Source organism: Mycobacterium sp. 134, assembly GCF_048282715.1.
GTDB lineage: Bacteria > Actinomycetota > Actinomycetes > Mycobacteriales > Mycobacteriaceae > Mycobacterium > Mycobacterium septicum.
Genome location: NZ_JBLVUN010000008.1, coordinates 4422693 through 4439123, shown reverse-complemented (window position 1 = coordinate 4439123; position 16431 = coordinate 4422693). Strand labels below are relative to the sequence as shown.

At 67.1% G+C, this 16431-nt stretch carries 15 protein-coding genes; 14 read left to right on the top strand and 1 reads right to left on the bottom strand.

Annotation, left to right across the window (positions count from 1 at the left end):
• Positions 1-57 precede the first annotated feature (57 nt).
• The 11 genes from ACNQVK_RS25895 to ACNQVK_RS25845 all read left to right on the top strand — a co-directional run bounded on the left by ACNQVK_RS25895 (position 58) and on the right by ACNQVK_RS25845 (position 11804).
• Positions 58-2103 (top strand): dipeptide ABC transporter ATP-binding protein, encoded by a 2046-nt coding sequence (locus tag ACNQVK_RS25895; RefSeq protein WP_418031796.1) that lies wholly within the window; start codon positions 58-60, stop codon positions 2101-2103.
• Complete coding sequence (locus ACNQVK_RS25890; protein WP_418031795.1) at positions 2103-2972, top strand: ABC transporter permease; 870 nt, start codon at positions 2103-2105, stop codon at positions 2970-2972. The genes ACNQVK_RS25895 and ACNQVK_RS25890 overlap by 1 nt, the downstream gene beginning before the upstream one ends.
• A 116-nt stretch (positions 2973-3088) precedes the next feature.
• Entirely contained in the window at positions 3089-4093 is a 1005-nt protein-coding gene (locus ACNQVK_RS25885) for an ABC transporter permease (protein WP_418031794.1), read from the top strand.
• Positions 4094-4729, top strand: coding sequence for a cysteine hydrolase family protein (locus ACNQVK_RS25880; protein WP_418031793.1), 636 nt, complete (start codon positions 4094-4096; stop codon positions 4727-4729).
• A complete protein-coding gene (locus ACNQVK_RS25875) occupies positions 4726-6306 on the top strand; it encodes an ABC transporter substrate-binding protein (RefSeq protein ID WP_418031792.1) in 1581 nt (526 codons plus the stop codon). The genes ACNQVK_RS25880 and ACNQVK_RS25875 overlap by 4 nt, the downstream gene beginning before the upstream one ends.
• Positions 6306-7157 carry an N-acyl homoserine lactonase family protein gene (locus tag ACNQVK_RS25870; protein WP_418031791.1) on the top strand — a complete coding sequence of 284 codons (852 nt, stop codon included), beginning with the start codon at positions 6306-6308 and terminating at the stop codon, positions 7155-7157. The genes ACNQVK_RS25875 and ACNQVK_RS25870 overlap by 1 nt, the downstream gene beginning before the upstream one ends.
• On the top strand, positions 7150-8445 hold the full coding sequence (gene allB / locus ACNQVK_RS25865; RefSeq protein ID WP_418031790.1) for an allantoinase AllB: 1296 nt from the start codon (positions 7150-7152) through the stop codon (positions 8443-8445). The genes ACNQVK_RS25870 and allB overlap by 8 nt, the downstream gene beginning before the upstream one ends.
• Positions 8442-9194 carry an aspartate/glutamate racemase family protein gene (locus tag ACNQVK_RS25860; RefSeq protein WP_418031789.1) on the top strand — a complete coding sequence of 251 codons (753 nt, stop codon included), beginning with the start codon at positions 8442-8444 and terminating at the stop codon, positions 9192-9194. Before allB ends, ACNQVK_RS25860 begins: the two co-directional genes overlap by 4 nt.
• A complete protein-coding gene (alc, locus tag ACNQVK_RS25855; protein WP_418031788.1) occupies positions 9191-10216 on the top strand; it encodes an allantoicase in 1026 nt (341 codons plus the stop codon). Before ACNQVK_RS25860 ends, alc begins: the two co-directional genes overlap by 4 nt.
• On the top strand, positions 10213-10746 hold the full coding sequence (locus ACNQVK_RS25850; RefSeq protein WP_409549156.1) for a hypothetical protein: 534 nt from the start codon (positions 10213-10215) through the stop codon (positions 10744-10746). The genes alc and ACNQVK_RS25850 overlap by 4 nt, the downstream gene beginning before the upstream one ends.
• Entirely contained in the window at positions 10743-11804 is a 1062-nt protein-coding gene (locus tag ACNQVK_RS25845) for an isopenicillin N synthase family dioxygenase (RefSeq protein WP_418031787.1), read from the top strand. Before ACNQVK_RS25850 ends, ACNQVK_RS25845 begins: the two co-directional genes overlap by 4 nt.
• Here ACNQVK_RS25845 and ACNQVK_RS25840 read toward each other — a convergent pair.
• The gene (locus ACNQVK_RS25840) at positions 11797-12879 is read right to left on the bottom strand and encodes an iron-siderophore ABC transporter substrate-binding protein (RefSeq protein ID WP_418031786.1); all 1083 of its coding nucleotides are present in this window, start codon (positions 12877-12879) and stop codon (positions 11797-11799) included. The two genes, ACNQVK_RS25845 and ACNQVK_RS25840, sit on opposite strands and share 8 nt — an antisense overlap.
• Before the next feature lie 176 nt (positions 12880-13055).
• Between ACNQVK_RS25840 and ctaD the strand changes: the two genes are divergently transcribed.
• From ctaD to ACNQVK_RS25825, 3 genes are read left to right on the top strand one after another with little or no spacing between them, the layout of a single operon-like run.
• Positions 13056-14783, top strand: a complete 1728-nt coding sequence (gene ctaD, locus ACNQVK_RS25835) for a cytochrome c oxidase subunit I (RefSeq protein ID WP_124711733.1) — start codon at positions 13056-13058, stop codon at positions 14781-14783.
• Between the two features lie 42 nt (positions 14784-14825).
• Entirely contained in the window at positions 14826-16070 is a 1245-nt protein-coding gene (serB, locus tag ACNQVK_RS25830) for a phosphoserine phosphatase SerB (protein WP_209447056.1), read from the top strand.
• Positions 16071-16116: 46 nt separating this feature from the next.
• Positions 16117-16425: a hypothetical protein gene (locus ACNQVK_RS25825; protein WP_409549153.1), complete on the top strand. Its 309-nt coding sequence runs from the start codon at positions 16117-16119 to the stop codon at positions 16423-16425.
• Positions 16426-16431: the final 6 nt, after the last annotated feature.

The window sequence follows — 16431 nt, the reverse complement described above, 5'->3', positions numbered from 1 at the left end:
AGGCTGCGGCACACGGTGGTGGCGCGGAATTGCCAAATCGCTTCTGGGAGGCCCACGATGGCTGAGGTCACGATCGACATGACCTTCCCCGCGGATCTCGGCGCAGATGACCCCGCGACTGAGGAATCGGCTGCACGCGCCCAGACGGCGTCACTCTCACCGCCGCAACCGGTTGCCGCCATCGACGACCTGCGCGTCACCTTTCGCCGCAACGGCCGCGACGTCCACGCGTTGCGCGGAGTCTCCCTTTCCATCGCCCCGGGGGAGATAGTCGGCCTGGTCGGTGAATCCGGTTCGGGCAAAACCGTTCTGGGCTTCACGATGCTCGGTCTGCTGCCCGAGAGCGCCAAGATCGGCGGGTCGGTCCGCGTGGCGGACTCCGACATGGTGAACGGCGGAACCAAGGCGTTGCGGAAGGTGCGCCGCCTCGACCTCGGAGCGGTGTTCCAGGACCCGATGACCTCGCTCAACCCGACGATGCGTATCGGCAAGCAGGTGGCGGAGGCGGCAGGCAGCGAGCAAGAGGCGCTGCGACTGCTCACCGCGGTCGGCATCCCCGAACCCAAGCGTCGGATGCGGGCCTATCCGCACGAACTCTCCGGCGGGTTGCGTCAGCGCGTGATGATTGCGATGGCGGTCGCGGGTGACCCCGAACTCGTCATCGCCGACGAACCGACCACCGCACTCGATGTCACCGTTCAAGCCCAGGTATTGCGGCTGCTGCAGCGGTTGCGGGACGAGATCGGTTGCAGCATTGTGCTGATCACCCACGACCTGGGTGTCGCTGCGCAGATCTCGGACCGCATCGCGGTGCTCTACGCGGGGCGTATCGCCGAGATCGGCCCCGCCGCCGAGGTGCTGGCCCGCCCCGCCCACCCCTACACCAAAGGACTCCTCGGCAGCCGGCTCACCCTGGATACCGCACGGGACCGGAAGCTCGCGGCGCTGCCCGGTTCAGTGCCCAGCCCGGCGTCACCGCTGCCCGGATGTGCCTTCGAGCCGCGGTGCACCGCGGCCACCGGAGAATGTTCGGCGTCATTGCCGGAACCCGTTTTCGTTGCACCCCAACGGGTCAGCGCTTGTATCCGGCCGATAGCGGACATCGGCGGCATGCTGGCATCGTCGGACGTCGGCGAGTTGTTCCCGGTCAAGGAGCCTGACAGCGTCGACCAACCACCGGCTGTGGCGCTGGCCAATGTCACCAAGACGTTCGCGGTGTCTCGGCGGTGGCTGGACCGTTCGGCCGACAATCACGGAAAGCTGCACGCGCTGCGCGGCGTGACCATGCGTGTGCGCCAGGGCGAATCCGTGGCACTGGTCGGCGAGAGCGGTTCGGGCAAGTCGACACTGTTGCGGATCATCGCCGGGCTGGAGACTCCGACCTCGGGATCTGTCCAGGTGGCCGGCGGTCAACGCCCGCAGATGGTCTTCCAGGACGCGGGTGCCTCGCTGACACCGTGGCTGTCCGTCGGTGAGTTGATCGCCGAGCGGTTGCGGGCCACAAAGATGTCGGCGGCTCAGCGCCGCACCGCCGTGGCAGCGGTACTCGAACGGGTCGGTCTTCCGGCCGAGGTGGCGAAAGCGCGCTCAGGGGAGCTGTCCGGCGGTCAGCGCCAACGAGTTTCGCTGGCGCGGGCCACCGTCGTGCCACCGTCGGTGCTGCTGTGCGACGAGCCGACCAGCGCGCTCGACGTGTCACTGGCGGCATCCGTCCTCAACCTGATCGGGGATCTGCGCCGCAGCCTGGACATGTCCGTCGTCTTCGTGACCCACGATCTGTCGGTCGCCCGGGTGGTGGCTGACCGGATCGCCGTGATGTACCTGGGTCGCATCGTCGAGATCGGACCGGCGGATCGGGTGATCGGCGATCCAGCCCATCCGTACACCCGGGCACTCGTTGACGCGATCCCCGACCTGGGCCGCGAATCACACGTGCTGCCCGGCGAGCCGGCCAGCCCATTGTCCCCGCCGGATGGCTGCGCATTCCATCCCCGATGTCCGATCTCGGTACCGGCATGCGGCGGTAGCGAACTCGACGTCCGGTTGGAGGGCACCCCGGGCAACCCCCATCACGTTGCATGTATCGAAAGGCGGGCGGTCTGATGGCGATTGCCGTTGCGTTCCCCACGCTGGCCGGCGGGCGGACCCGGCCGCGGTTGTCGTGGTCATGGCCACGGTCCACGGTGCTCAACTGGGCCGGATTCTCGATGGTGATCGTGCTGACGATGCTCGTCATCGCGGTGCCGCTGATCGCCCCGCACGACCCGCTCACACCGGTGGGTATGCCGCTGCAGGCGCCGGGCAAGAACGGGTTCTTGCTCGGCACCGACAGCGTCGGCCGCGACATCCTGTCCCGCGTTCTCTACGGCGCCCGGTCCAGCTGGTTCGCCGCGCTGGTCGTGGTCGCCGTCGGCCTGGCGATCGGCGGACTGGTCGGCCTGATCGCCGGCGCGTCGGGAGGCTGGATCGACTCCCTGCTGATGCGCATCACCGACGCGTTCCTGTCCCTGCCCGCCCCGGTGCTCGCGATCGCCGTAGTCGCCGCGCTCGGACCGAGTTTCGTGCACACCCTGATCGCGGTGTCGATCGTCTGGTGGCCGTTCTACGCCAGGCTGGTACGCGGCGAGGTTGCGCGCATGGCCGCCCGGCCACACGTCGAGGCCGCCAAACTAGCTGGGGTGAGCCGATTCCGGCTCGCGACGCGCCACCTGCTCCCGGGTGCGGTGCCGAACGCCCTCGTCGCCGCCAGCCTGGATCTGGGCACCCTGATCCTCACCGTGGCCGCACTGTCGTTCCTCGGGCTCGGGCAGGCCGCGCCGGCGCCCGAACTGGGTGCCGACTCGGCCCGAAACCTCAGCTATTTCCTGCAGCAGTGGTGGATCCCGGTGATGCCGGGTCTCGGTGTCCTGGTTCTGGCGCTCGTCGGCAACATCGCCGGGGACTGCCTGCGCAACCTGATGAAGAACCGCTGAGTGAGAGGAGAACCGCCGATGAGCGCTTGCGCGAAGAGAGGAGTGCCGCCGATGAGCGCTTGCGCGAAGAGAGGAGTGCCGCCGATGAGCGCTTGCGCGAAGAGAGGAGAACCTGAGTGAAGACTTTCGTTGCCTCCCGGCTGAGCGCGATGGTGGCCATCCTGATCGCCCTTACCGGAGTGATGTTCGTGCTCCAGCACGTCTCGCCGCTGGACCCCGTGAAGGCGCAATTGGGCGCACAGGCTTCGGCGCAAGCGGTCGCCGCCCGGCGCGAGGAACTCGGTTTGAACCAGCCGGTGCTCGTGCAGTTCTGGCACTACCTGACCAATGCGGTGACCGGTGATCTCGGAACCTCCTACCGCACCCGTCACCCGGTTTTGTCGGACCTCGGCAGCTTCCTGCCGGCCACCTTGGAACTCGCGTTGTTCGGGATCGCCATCGCACTGGTGCTGGCGGCCCTGCTGGCATTCAGTACAACGTTGAAGTGGCCTGGTGCGCAGGCACTTCGGGCGGTGTTGTTCACCGGTGCGGCGGCGCCGATGTTCCTGCTCGGCATCCTCGGGCTGATCGTGTTCTACCAGAACCTGGGGTGGGTTCCGGCCAACGGGCGTATCGCGGTGGCGAATCCACCCACCGGGCCGACAGGCCTGCTCACCTTCGACGGACTTGTGCACGGCCGGCTCGACGTGGTGGTCGACGCCGTGCAGCACCTGATGCTGCCGGCCCTCGTGATCGCGATCGGCCCTGCCGTGGCGATCGGGCGGGTGCTGCGCAGCAGCCTGATGACCGACATCGACAGCGACTACGCGCGGACTGCCCGGGCCAAGGGGCTGTCCGAGGGCCGGATCATGACGCAGCACGTGCTGCGCAACTCCGTCGGGTCTGCGCTGTCGATGACCGGTCTTCAAGTGGGCCTGATGTTCTCGGGTGTGCTCGTTGTCGAGCAGGTGTTCGGGTGGCCGGGCATCGGCCAGTACATCGCGCAGAGCATCCCGGTCGCCGACTTCCCGGCCATCGCGGGCGTCACCTTGATGTTGGGTGCGCTCTATGTAGTCATCAACACCGCCGTGGACCTGCTCCAGGCGGCAGCCGATCCCCGTATCGCAGTAATAGGAGGTTAGGTGCCCAAACAGCCACTCATCGTGGGTAATCCAGTTCTTGTCGTGGTCGACATACAGGAAGGCGGTGGAATGTCGGCCCAGGATGCCGGGATTCCGGTGATGCCCGGTCACGCCGAGCGCGTCGCCGTCGCCGAGAAGCTGCTCGCCGCGGCTCGTGCGGCGGATGTTCCGGTGGTGTTCTTCCAGGAGGTGCACCGGCCCAGCGGCATCGACTTCGGCCGAGAGCTCGACGGCACCGAGGGCGTCCACTGCGTCGAGGGGCGGCCCGGCACCGACCTGGAACCCACCCTGCGGCCGCTGCCCGACGAGTTCCACATCGTGAAGCGGCGTTACTCCGGTTTCATCGGAACGGATTTCGAGATCGTGCTGTCAGGCCTCAAAGCCTCGACGCTCATCCTCATCGGCGGACTCACGGACGTGTGTGTGCACTACACCTTCGCCGACGCCCACCAGCGTGACTTCTACGTCCGCGTCGTCACCGACTGCGTCGGCGGGTCGTCGCAGTACCGGCACGATGCCGCACTCGACGCCATGGAGTACCTGCAGACCGGTGCACTACGAACCTCCGACGAGATCCTCGCCGCCTTCTCCGAACTCGCCACGTCCCAACCCGTTCTCGAAGGAGCCGCCCGATGATCAAACGATGGAAGACCATGGCCGCCGTGAGCGCGGCGGCGGCATTGATGCTCAGCGCCTGTGGCGGTGCGGATTCCGGGAGCGGCACACCCAGCGCGGCGCCGACCGACAAGGTGCTGCACCTGTCGTTCCTGCAGGACCCGGGCCAGCCGCCCGACCCTGACATCTACTACGCCGGCCAGGGCCTGCTGCTGACCACCAACATCTACGAGGGCCTGCTGCAGTACAAGGCGGGGACCGACAAGCCCGTGCTGGAACCCCTGCTCGCCACCGAGTGGAAGGTGTCGCCGGACAACAGGGTCTTCGATTTCAAACTGCGTGAAGGCGTCAAGTTCCATGACGGCACCCCGTTCACAGCGGATGCCGTCAAGGCGTCCTTCGATCGCAGACTGGCGGTCAACCAGGGTCCGGCCTACATGGTCAAGGACGTGGAATCGGTTACCGCGAAGGGCGATTACGACGTCACCATCACCCTGAAGGCGCCCAACGCGGCCTTTCTCGACTATCTCGCGTGCGCATACGGGCCCAGGATGATGAGTCCTGCGGGCCTACAACAGAACGCGGGCTCCGATCACGCACAGAGCTACCTGACCAACCACGATCTGGGGACCGGCCCGTACACGCTCACCGCGGCCGAGGTCGGATCGCGCTACGCGCTGGCGTCATTCCCCGAGTACTGGGGCGCCAAGCCGTATTTCGAGAAGGTCGAGATGCCGGTGATCACCGACGTTTCGGCGCAACAGCTCCAGTTCAACAACGGGCAGCTTGCCGCGATCCTGCATGACCTGCCCTCGTCAGCGGTCCAGTCCTATTTGGACAACAAGGCATTCGCGAACTACTCACTGCCGACCATGATGTCCAACTACCTGTACGTGAACCCGCACAAGGGCATGATGACCGATGCCAAGAACCGCACCGCGGTGCTGCAGGCGATCAACGTCGACGAGCTGGTCAAGCAGACGTACTTCGGGCGCGGCGATGTGGCCGGACAGATCTATCCGCCGAACATGATGGCATCGGACTTCGCCAATCAGGGCGTGGCTCACGATCCGTCGGTGCTCAGCGGCATCGCAGGGGGACTGCCCGCCGACCAGAAAGCCATCACGATCGGCTATGACTCGAGTAATCCCGACAATCAGCTGGTCAGCAATCTTCTTCAGACACAGCTTGCCGCTGCGGGACTGACCGCCAAGGTTCAGGCATACCCGACGTCAGAAATCTACGGCTGGGTCGGTACCGACGGTCAGTCGGCTCCGGAGATCTTCACCGCCCTGGCCTGGCCGGACGCGCCGTCGCCGTACACCTGGGGGCACATCTCGTGGGATCCCGACGGCGGGCTGAACTACCTGGGCTGTTCGGCACCGCCGGTCACCGACGCCTTGGCCAGTGGCTTGCCCACCGGCGATGCCGCGGTGTTCTCGCGGGCCGGGCTGGAAGCGGTGAAGACCGGCTGCTGGCTGAACATCGCCGACGTCAACGACTTCATGGTGGCCCAGCCCTGGCTCAAGGGCGTCGAACAGTCCCACGTGGTGACCAATCCCAACTCTCTGCGGCTCGCCGCACTGTCGGTGGGCTGATGGCGACGCTGGTCCGCAAGAGCGGAGTCCGCCACATCATCCTGCTCACCCTGGGTTGGGAGGAACTGCCGAAATCGGTGTCGGTGTACGGGGCGCCGGCCGAGGAGCGCGTGCGCGAACCCGTTCCGGGCGTGTTGCTCCAGACCGACGGGGGCTGGGTGCTCCTCGATACGGGATTCAACACCGCGCTCGTGCGGGACCCCGCGTTGTACCGGCGGTTCTTCCCGACTGTGGAATACCGACCGGTGCTACCGGGGCCCGGCGAGCCGATCGAGCAGCGGCTCGCCGAGGTCGGGGTGGACTTCGACGACATCCACACCGTCGCGGTGAGCCATCTGCACCACGACCATGCCGGTGGACTCAAGCTGTTCGCAGGCAAGGTCCCGGTGCATGCCCAGCGCCGCGAGCTCGAATACGGTCTGTCGAACCACCCTGAGCCGGAACGCAATGCGATCGTCCGGGTGGACTTCGACGATCCGAACATCGACTGGCGGCTGGCCGACGGCGAGGCCACGATCGCTCCCGGCATCACCGCGATCCCGACGTACGGACACACGCCAGGGCATCAGAGTTTCGCGGTGGAGCTCGACGAGTCCGTCGGCGGAGGAGGGTTCGTGTTCGCCTTCGATGCCGCGGATCTGACGGAGAACATCGAGCATGAACTCCCGATCGGCGGGTACATCGACGTCGAGCCCGAGGAAACGGTCGAACCGATCCGCAGGCTCAAGAAGTTGGCGCGCGACAAGGGATACCAGTTGATTCCCGGCCATGACCCAGAGGTGTGGCCCGGTCTGACCGAGCACTTCCACGGGCGCTTCGGGCCCGTCACCTCGGAAGCCCATCATGGCTGATCTCGTGCTCCGGGCGCAGCGGGTGCTGCTCGACGGGGAGCTCCGGCCGGCGTCCGTGGTGGTCACCGGCGGAGTCATCACGGACGTCGGGGACGTGGACGCCGACGCGCGGGCACCGATCCAGATCGATGTCCCGGCTCACGCGGTTCTGCTGCCCGGTTTCGTCGACACCCATGTCCACGTCAACGAACCGGGCACGGACTGGGAGGGTTTCGTAACCGCGACCGCCGCGGCGGCCGTCGCCGGGATCACCACCATCGTGGACATGCCGCTGGATTGCCGTCCCGTGACGACCACCGTGGCGGCATTGCAGTCCAAACAGGCAGTGGCCGAGGGTAACTGCCGTGTCGACGTCGGGTTCTGGGCGGGCGTCGTGCCCGAGAATCCGGGTGAGCTGGGGGCGTTGGCATCCGCAGGCGTCCGCGGGTTCAAATGCTTCCTCGCCGACTCCGGGAACCCCGACTTCGGGCATCTGACTCCCGCGCAGTTCCGTACCGCGATGAGCCGGATCGCCGAACTCGGTTCGGTGCTGTTGGTACACGCCGAAAGCCATCGGGTGATCGCCGGCAGTGCGCCGCCGCACGGGCGGCACTACTCGTCGTTTCTGCGATCCCGTCCCGATGCCGCCGAAGAGGATGCGGTGGGGCTCGTGATCGATACGGCGGCCGCGAGTGGCGCACGTGCCCACATCGTGCACGTGTCCAGTGCGAACGTGCTGCCGATGCTTGCCGAAGCCAAACGCGCGGGTATCCCGGTGACAGCCGAGACCTGTCCGCACTATTTGACGTTCACAGCCGAGGCGATTCCCGACGGCGGCACGGAGTTCGCCGCCTGCCCACCTGTCCGAGACGCCGCCAACCGTGACCGGCTGTGGGACGGCCTGCTGGACGGGACCCTGGACATGGTGGTGTCGGATCACTCACCGTGCTCCCCGAAGCTCAAGGCAGACGGGGATTTCGGGCGGGCCTTCGGCGGTGTCAGCTCATTGCAGGTCGGGCCGAGCGCGGTGTGGGCACATGCGGCGCAACGCGGGTTCGGACTGCCCGATCTGAGCCGCTGGATGGCGCAGCAGCCCGCCGCGCTCGCCGGGTTTGCCGACCGGGGGAGCATCGCACCCGGTCTGCGGGCCGACCTGTGCGCCTTCGATCCCGATGCGGAAACGCCCGTGCGCACCGATGAACTGCGCCACCGCCACCGCGTGAGCCCGTACGACGGCGTGACGGTCCGGGGCGCGGCGTTGCAAACCTGGGTGGCCGGCGTGCCGGTGCTGGAGACGGTGGCTGCATGAGGATCCTGGTACTCAATCCCAACACCTCAGGGTCGATGACCGCCGAGATCGCCGCTGCTGCCAACGAAGTGGCTCATGCCGACACCGAGATCATCTGTCTGGCACCGCGGTTCGGCAGCGTGGCGATCGACTCGGCCGCCGAGAGCTATCTGGCCGCCGTCGGCATGATGGACCAGGTCGCCAGGCTGACCGAAGCCGGCGAGTTCGATTTCGACGCCGTCGTCGTCGCCGGATTCGGTGAGCACGGCAGGGATGCACTCGCCGAAATGCTGACCGTGCCGGTGTTCGACATCGCCGAATGTTCGGCTCACGTCGCGCATCTGATCGGCCGGAGGTTCTCCGTCGTGACCACGCTCGCCCGATCGATCGCGCCCATCGAGGACCGGCTGCTGCTGGCCGGGCTCGACGCACACTGTGCGTCGGTGCGGGCCTGCGGACTCGACACCGCCACAGTCGATGCCGATCCGGAAGGCGCGATCCAGGCCATCTTGGATGAGGCGGCGCGAGCGGTCAGCGAAGACGGGGCCGACGTGATCTGCCTGGGGTGTGCGGGGATGGCCGGGGTCGTCGACGCGGTCACCGCCAAGCTGGGCGTGCCCGTCGTCGACGGGGTTGCCGCGGCCGTCGGTCTCGCCCAGGCCGTGGTCGGACTGGGGTTGTCGACCAGCAAGGCCGGGGTCTACGCAGCGGGTCCGGACAACCCGCGCAGCCACTGGCCGATCTCGCACGCCCTCGGAGTGGACGGATGATCCCGGCAGTGCCGAGCGTGGACCTCGCCTCACGGGTCCTCGGCGGCAGCGTGGTGGCCGCCAGCGACGAATCGTTCGGCTTCAAGGAGCGGCTGGTCGATCCGGCCGAACCGGCGTTCGTGCCGGGCACCTTCGATCTGCGCGGGGAGGTCGTCGACGGCTGGGAGACCCGTCGCCATGCCGGGCCCGGCGGCGATTGGGCGATCGTGCGTCTGGGCGCGCCGGGGCGGCTGCGGGCTGTCGATGTCGACACCCGCTTCTTCTCGGGCAACCATCCGCAAGCCTGCCGCCTGGACGCGGCCGTGCTCGCACCGAGCGCCGACGCGACGGATCCCGACGTGCAATGGACCACCATCGTGGAATCCACCGCGTTGAAACCCGATTCGAACAACCTGATGACGGTGACCGACCGCCGTCGCTGGACGCACGTACGGCTGTCTCTGGCGACTGACGGTGGTGTGGCTCGGTTGCGCGCCTATGGCGAGGTGATACCCGACCCGGCGTTGTGGTCCGACGTCACCATCGAGGTGTCGGGCCTGGAGCAGGGCGGCCGCGTCGAATGGTGCAGCGACGCGTTCTATTCCGATGCCGGTTCGCTGGTGGCCCCCAACCGGCCGCGCAACATGGGTGATGGCTGGGAAACACGCCGCCGCCGGGACGTCGGCCCGGAGGATCACGATGCGGTGGTGATCTCCTTCGCCGTACCGACCGATCTGAAGCGCATCGAGATCGACACGTCCTACTTCGTGTTCAACGCGTCGCTGGAGGTGGCCGTTCTCGGCACCGCGGTGGATCTGGACGACGAACAAGGCTGGGCGGCCGTGTCATTCGACATTCCGGTGCTCAGCCGCGTCCGGCTGGCCGCCGACGCCAGGCAGGTGTTCGTGGTCGACGCCCGTGGCGTCACCGCATTGCGGGTGCAGGCGTATCCCGACGGCGGGATTGCCAGGGTGCGCGCATCGGGCACGCCGACCGCCCAAGGGCTGCAACAGCTTCGAGAGCAGTGGACGGAGTGCTCGTGAGCGATGTTCTCGCATCGGACTGCGCGGGATTGTGGCGGCGCACCTTGCTGATCGAGGCCGACGGATCGCGTGACACCGGGACGGACGTCTTGTGGCTCCAGGCCGGTAGCGCTTACGTCGACTCCCGCGGCTTCGGCGGTGAGCTGGTTCAGCGTGGCACCGTGTTCTCCTGGCGACGTGATGTCGAGCTGACGCCGTCGGGCCCGGCTCCCGACGAGGGTGAGATGCGTTGGGACGGTGACACGCTGATCGAGACCGGCGTGCATGAGGACTACGTCGAGCATTGGGTGCGCGATCGGTGTCCGACGACGCCTCACGGCGGGTTTTTCCTGCGCGCACCCGACGGAGACCAGGCCCTCCTGGTGCGGGTCGGGCCGATCTTCGGGTGGCTGGGCGCCGGTGAGGCGGTGATCGACACGGTGGGCGGACCGCGATGGGCCGCACTCGCCATCGAGTTTGAAGGTAAGCAGATTCAGGCCAACGGCGTGCTCTGGGTCGTGGAACGAACTGAAGGGACAGTGAATCTGTGAGTGGCACAACATCGTTGGCGGCATTCAACTCCGTGCCGATCATCGACATCAGCGGGCTGCGTTCGCCCCGGCGCGACGAGCGGGAACGGGTCGCGGCCGAGATCGGCGCGGCGGCCCGCGAGGTCGGCTTCTTCTACATCAGCGGATCCGGCATCGAGGAAGCGGTGTTCGAGCGGATGCTCGCCGCCACCAAGCATTTCTTCGCACTGCCGCTGGACGAGAAGATGCGCAGCTACATCGGGCTGTCGCAGTGTCACCGCGGTTACGTGCCGGTAGGGGAGGAGGGCCTCGAATCCGACAGCCCTCCCGACCTCAAGGAAGCCTTCGACACCGCGCTCGACCTGCCGGCCGACGACCCCGACCATCTGGCGGGCAACCCGATGCTCGGCCCGAACACCTGGCCGGATCTCCCCGGATTCGCCGAAGCGGTGACGCCCTACTACCAGGCTGTGATCGACGTCGGCCGGCAACTGTTGTGGGCGTTCGCGGTGGCGCTGGGGGAGGACCCCGAGGTGTTCTCCCGGCACGCCACGAAGACACCCAGCCAACTCCGGTTGATGCACTACCCGTACAACGCCGACGCGCAGGACGGACAGGGTATCGGCGCGCACACCGACTACGAGTGCTTCACGCTGCTCAAGCCCACCGCGCCCGGCCTGGAGGTGCTCAACGGTGCCGGCGAGTGGATCGACGTGCCGCCGGTGGACGGGACGTTCGTCGTCAACATCGGGGATCTGCTCGAACTGTGGACCAACGGAACATTCGTGGCGACCAGTCACCGGGTGCGCCGAGTGGCGCAGGAGCGCTACTCGTTCCCGCTGTTCTTCAACGTCGACTATCACACCGAGGTGAAACCACTGCCCCGGTTCGTCACGGCCGACGGGCCCCAGCGCGCGACGCTGCGAGCCGGTGAGCATCTGTTCGCCCAGACCGCGCAGACCTTCGCGTATCTGCGCCGCCGCATGCAGGCCGGGGAACTGGTGCTACCCGACGGGTCGCTGGCCCTCGGCCAGTTCGGCCAGCAGGCCGTGTACGGAGTCGACGGCCGGATCAGTTGATGGGCGCGTTCACCCAGCGCAGGTCATCGAGGATGCCGCGGGCGGCCACGATGTTCTGACCGGTCTGCCAGACCTCGTTGTTCACCACGAACACCCGGTTGTCCTTGGCGGCGGACAGGGCCCGCCAGGCTGGGCTCTGCAGGATCTTGGGTGCGTTGTCCTTGGCCGCCGCGGATGCGAACGAGACGTAGACGATGTCGGCGTCGGCGATGCGGTAGTCGGCGTCGGTGGTGCCGAGCTCTTCGTAGGGTTTGTCGGTAAACCGTTGCGCGGCAGGGCGATCCAATCCGACCGTGGCCAGCACGCTGCCGGCGAAGGTATCAGCGCCGTACACGCGGACGGTGTTCTCGGTCAGCTGCACCACCGAGGCCTGGAAGTGCCCGGCGTCATTCTGCGCTCCGGTGTCGCGGGCGGCATCGTCGAATTTCGCGATCAGGTCGCCTGCGGCGTCCCTGCGACCCGTCGCCTCGCCCACCGCGCGCAGTGTGTCGCGCCAAGCGGCCCCGGGTGCCCCGGTGAACACGGTCGGGGCGATCGCCGAAAGCGCGCCGAACGACGCAGGAGTGAGGCTCGCGGAGCCGAGGATCAGTTCAGGGTTGGCCGACTTGATGGCGTCGAGGTCCGGCGCGTTCCGGGAACCGGCCGGGGCGACCCCGTGCACGACGGCTCCCAGATAAGAGGGCTGCTCGGATGAACCGTCCGGAAGCGCCGCCGCGACGATGCGGGACTGCAGACCCAGCGCGCACAACGCGTCGAGCTGGTCCCCGGACAGCGCGACGATGCGCTGCGGGTCGCCGCGCACCTCGGTGGACTCCGGGATGTTCGAGCCGTCTGCTCCGTTTCCTCGGGCATTGCGGACGTCGCGCGCCGACTGATCGGCGGCGGCCGGCTCGGCCGCGCAGGATTCGTCGGGGCGGCGCTGATTGCCCAGCACGCCGGAATCGGCGATCTTGGTGACACTGGTCGTCATCGACGTCTGCGCCTGCTGCGTCTGTTCGGCAGAGCCGCACCCACTGGCGAGGGTCGCGGCCGCGGCGATCACCGCGACTGCGGCGCGGGGTCGGTTGGTCAGCACCGGGCGACCGTAACATTCACCGCTTTCTCGCTGGTCAGGACCTCGCAGCTGAAAGAAGCGACGTTGCGGCGCCACGCAGTACGACAGTTTGTAGGACCCAGGGACGCCGAGGCCGCCGGGAGCGTTAGGATTCAGTTCGATAAGCGGGATTTCCCGACGAATCTTTGGAGGATCTCTTGGTAGCCGAAGCGCCCCCAATCGGAGAACTCGAGGCACGTCGTCCTTTTCCGGAACGGATGGGCCCCAAGGGCAACCTGATCTACAAGCTCATCACCACGACCGATCACAAGCTGATCGGCATCATGTACTGCGTCGCCTGCTTCGCCTTCTTCTTCATCGGCGGGCTGATGGCGCTGTTCATGCGTACCGAACTGGCGATGCCTGGCCTGCAGTTCCTGAGCAATGAGCAGTTCAACCAGCTGTTCACCATGCACGGCACGGTGATGCTGCTGTTCTACGCCACCCCGATCGTGTTCGGGTTCGCCAACCTGGTGCTCCCGCTGCAGATCGGCGCGCCCGACGTGGCGTTCCCGCGGCTGAACGCCCTGTCGTTCTGGCTGTTCCTGTTCGGCGCGCTGATCGCCCTCGGCGGGTTCATCACGCCGGGCGGTGCCGCGGACTTCGGTTGGACGGCCTACTCGCCGCTGACCGACGCCATCCACTCGCCGGGCGCCGGCGGTGACCTGTGGATCCTGGGTCTGGCCGTCGGTGGTCTGGGCACGATCCTCGGTGGCGTCAACATGATCACCACCATCGTCTGCATGCGTGCGCCCGGTATGACGATGTTCCGGATGCCGATCTTCACCTGGAACATCCTGGTGACCTCGATCCTGGTGCTGATCGCGTTCCCGATCCTGACCGCCGCGCTGTTCGGCCTGGCGGCCGACCGCCACCTCGGCGCACACATCTACGACCCGGCCAACGGCGGTGTCCTGTTGTGGCAGCACCTGTTCTGGTTCTTCGGCCACCCCGAGGTGTACATCATCGCGCTGCCGTTCTTCGGCATCGTGTCCGAGATCTTCCCGGTGTTCAGCCGCAAGCCGATCTTCGGTTACACCACGCTGATCTACGCCACCATCAGCATCGCGGCCCTGTCGGTCGCGGTGTGGGCGCACCACATGTACGCCACCGGCGCGGTCCTGCTGCCGTTCTTCTCCTTCATGACGTTCCTGATCGCGGTCCCGACCGGCATCAAGTTCTTCAACTGGATCGGCACGATGTGGAAGGGCCAGCTGACATTCGAGACACCGATGCTGTTCTCGGTCGGCTTCCTGATCACCTTCCTGCTGGGTGGCCTGTCGGGCGTGCTGCTGGCCAGCCCGCCGATCGACTTCCACGTCACCGACAGCTACTTCGTCATCGCGCACTTCCACTACGTGCTCTTCGGCACCATCGTGTTCGCAACCTACGCGGGCATCTACTTCTGGTTCCCGAAGATGGTGGGACGTCTGCTCGACGAGCGCCTGGGCAAGCTGCACTTCTGGCTGACCTTCATCGGCTTCCACACCACGTTCCTGGTGCAGCACTGGGTCGGTGACGAGGGCATGCCGCGCCGTTACGCGGACTACCTGCCGACCGACGGCTTCACCACGCTCAACGTGATCTCCACGATCGGTGCCTTCATCCTGGGCATCTCGACGCTGCCGTTCGTGTGGAACGTGTTCAAGAGCTGGCGCTACGGCGAGCCCGTGACGGTCGATGACCCCTGGGGTTACGGCAACTCGCTGGAGTGGGCGACCTCCTGCCCGCCGCCGCGGCACAACTTCACCGAGCTGCCCCGGATCCGTTCGGAGCGCCCGGCGTTCGAGCTGCACTACCCGCACATGGTCGAGCGGATGCGCGCCGAGGCCCACGTGGGCCGCACGCATCACCCAGAGCTCGAGTCTGCGGACAGCTCCAGCTGACGGGTGGCAGCATCCGGGGGTGAGCACGTCGAGGATGTTTCGATGATCGGTGCTCCGCGAGAGCGCTCGTCGGTACTGATCACCGTCACCGGAGTCGATCAGCCCGGTGTCACATCGGCGCTGTTCGAGGTGCTCGCCCGCCATCAGGTCGAACTACGCAACGTCGAACAGGTCGTGGTCCGCGGCCGGCTCACCCTGGGTGTGCTGGTCGCGGCGCCGGCCGAGACGGTCGACGGCGATGCGCTGCGCAGCGACGTCGAGACGGCGATCCACCGGCTCGGCCTGGACGTGACGATCGAGCGCAGTGACGACATGCCCGTCATGCGCGAACCTTCGACCCACACCATCGTGGTGCTGGGCCGGCCGATCACCGCCGAGGCGTTCAGTGTGGTGGCCCGTGCGGTCGCGGGTCTTGGCGTCAACATCGACACGATCCGCGGGGTGTCCGACTACCCGGTGACCGGCCTGGAACTCCGGGTCTCGGTGCCGGCCGGAGCCGCGTACAGCCAACTGCAGTCGGCGTTGGCGCAGGTGGCCGTCGACGAAGGCGTCGACATCGCACTCGAGGACTACAGCCTGGCCCGGCGGGCCAAGCGGCTCATCGTCTTCGACGTCGACTCGACCCTGATCCAGGGTGAGGTCATCGAGATGCTGGCCGCCCGGGCCGGTATGGAAGCCCAGGTGGCCGCTGTCACCGAAGCGGCGATGCGCGGTGAACTGGATTTCGCCGAATCCCTGCACCGCCGGGTGGCGACCCTGGCAGGTCTGCCCGCCTCCGTGCTCGACGACGTCGCCGAACAGGTAGAGCTGACGCCCGGTGCCCGGACCACCATCCGGACCCTGCGCCGGCTCGGCTTTCACTGCGGCGTGGTGTCAGGCGGCTTCCGTCAGGTCATCGAGCCACTCGCGCACGAACTCATGCTCGATTACGTGGCCGCCAACGAACTGGAAGTCGTCGACGGCAAGCTGACCGGGCGGGTCATCGGCCAGGTCGTCGACCGACCCGGAAAAGCCAAGGCGCTGCGCGATTTCGCCCAGCAGGTCGGCGTGCCCATGGAGCAGACCGTGGCCGTGGGCGACGGGGCCAACGACATCGACATGCTGGCGGCAGCCGGCCTGGGTGTCGCGTTCAACGCCAAACCCGCGTTGCGTGAGGTCGCCGACGCGTCGCTGAGCCATCCCTACCTGGACACGGTGCTGTTCATCCTCGGTGTCACCCGCGGTGAGATCGAGGCCGCCGACGCCCAGGACGGCGTGCTGCGCCGCGTCGAGATCCCCGAGGACTGACATCGCGAAGGGTGAACCGGCAGCCACCCTGAAGTAGGGTGTGGGCATGGCGAACCTGAAGCACACGATCTTGGTTGGCGCGTTCGCCGTTGCGGCAGTCCTGGGACAGTTGGCGGTCGCGGCCCCGGCCGAGGCCAAGCGATGCCCGTCGGGAACCGTGCAGACAAAGTTCGACGGCGTGTGTGTGGCCGGTTCGTCCGGCGGCGGGATGGGTGCGGTGGCACCGCCTGTGATGGCACCCAGCGCCGGGGGAACCAACATCACGAACCAGCCGGGCCAGCTGCCGACGGTGAACGGGATTCCGTGCACCATCGAGCACTACAGCACCTGCTACGCGATGTCGCAGCAGCCCTGATCGCCG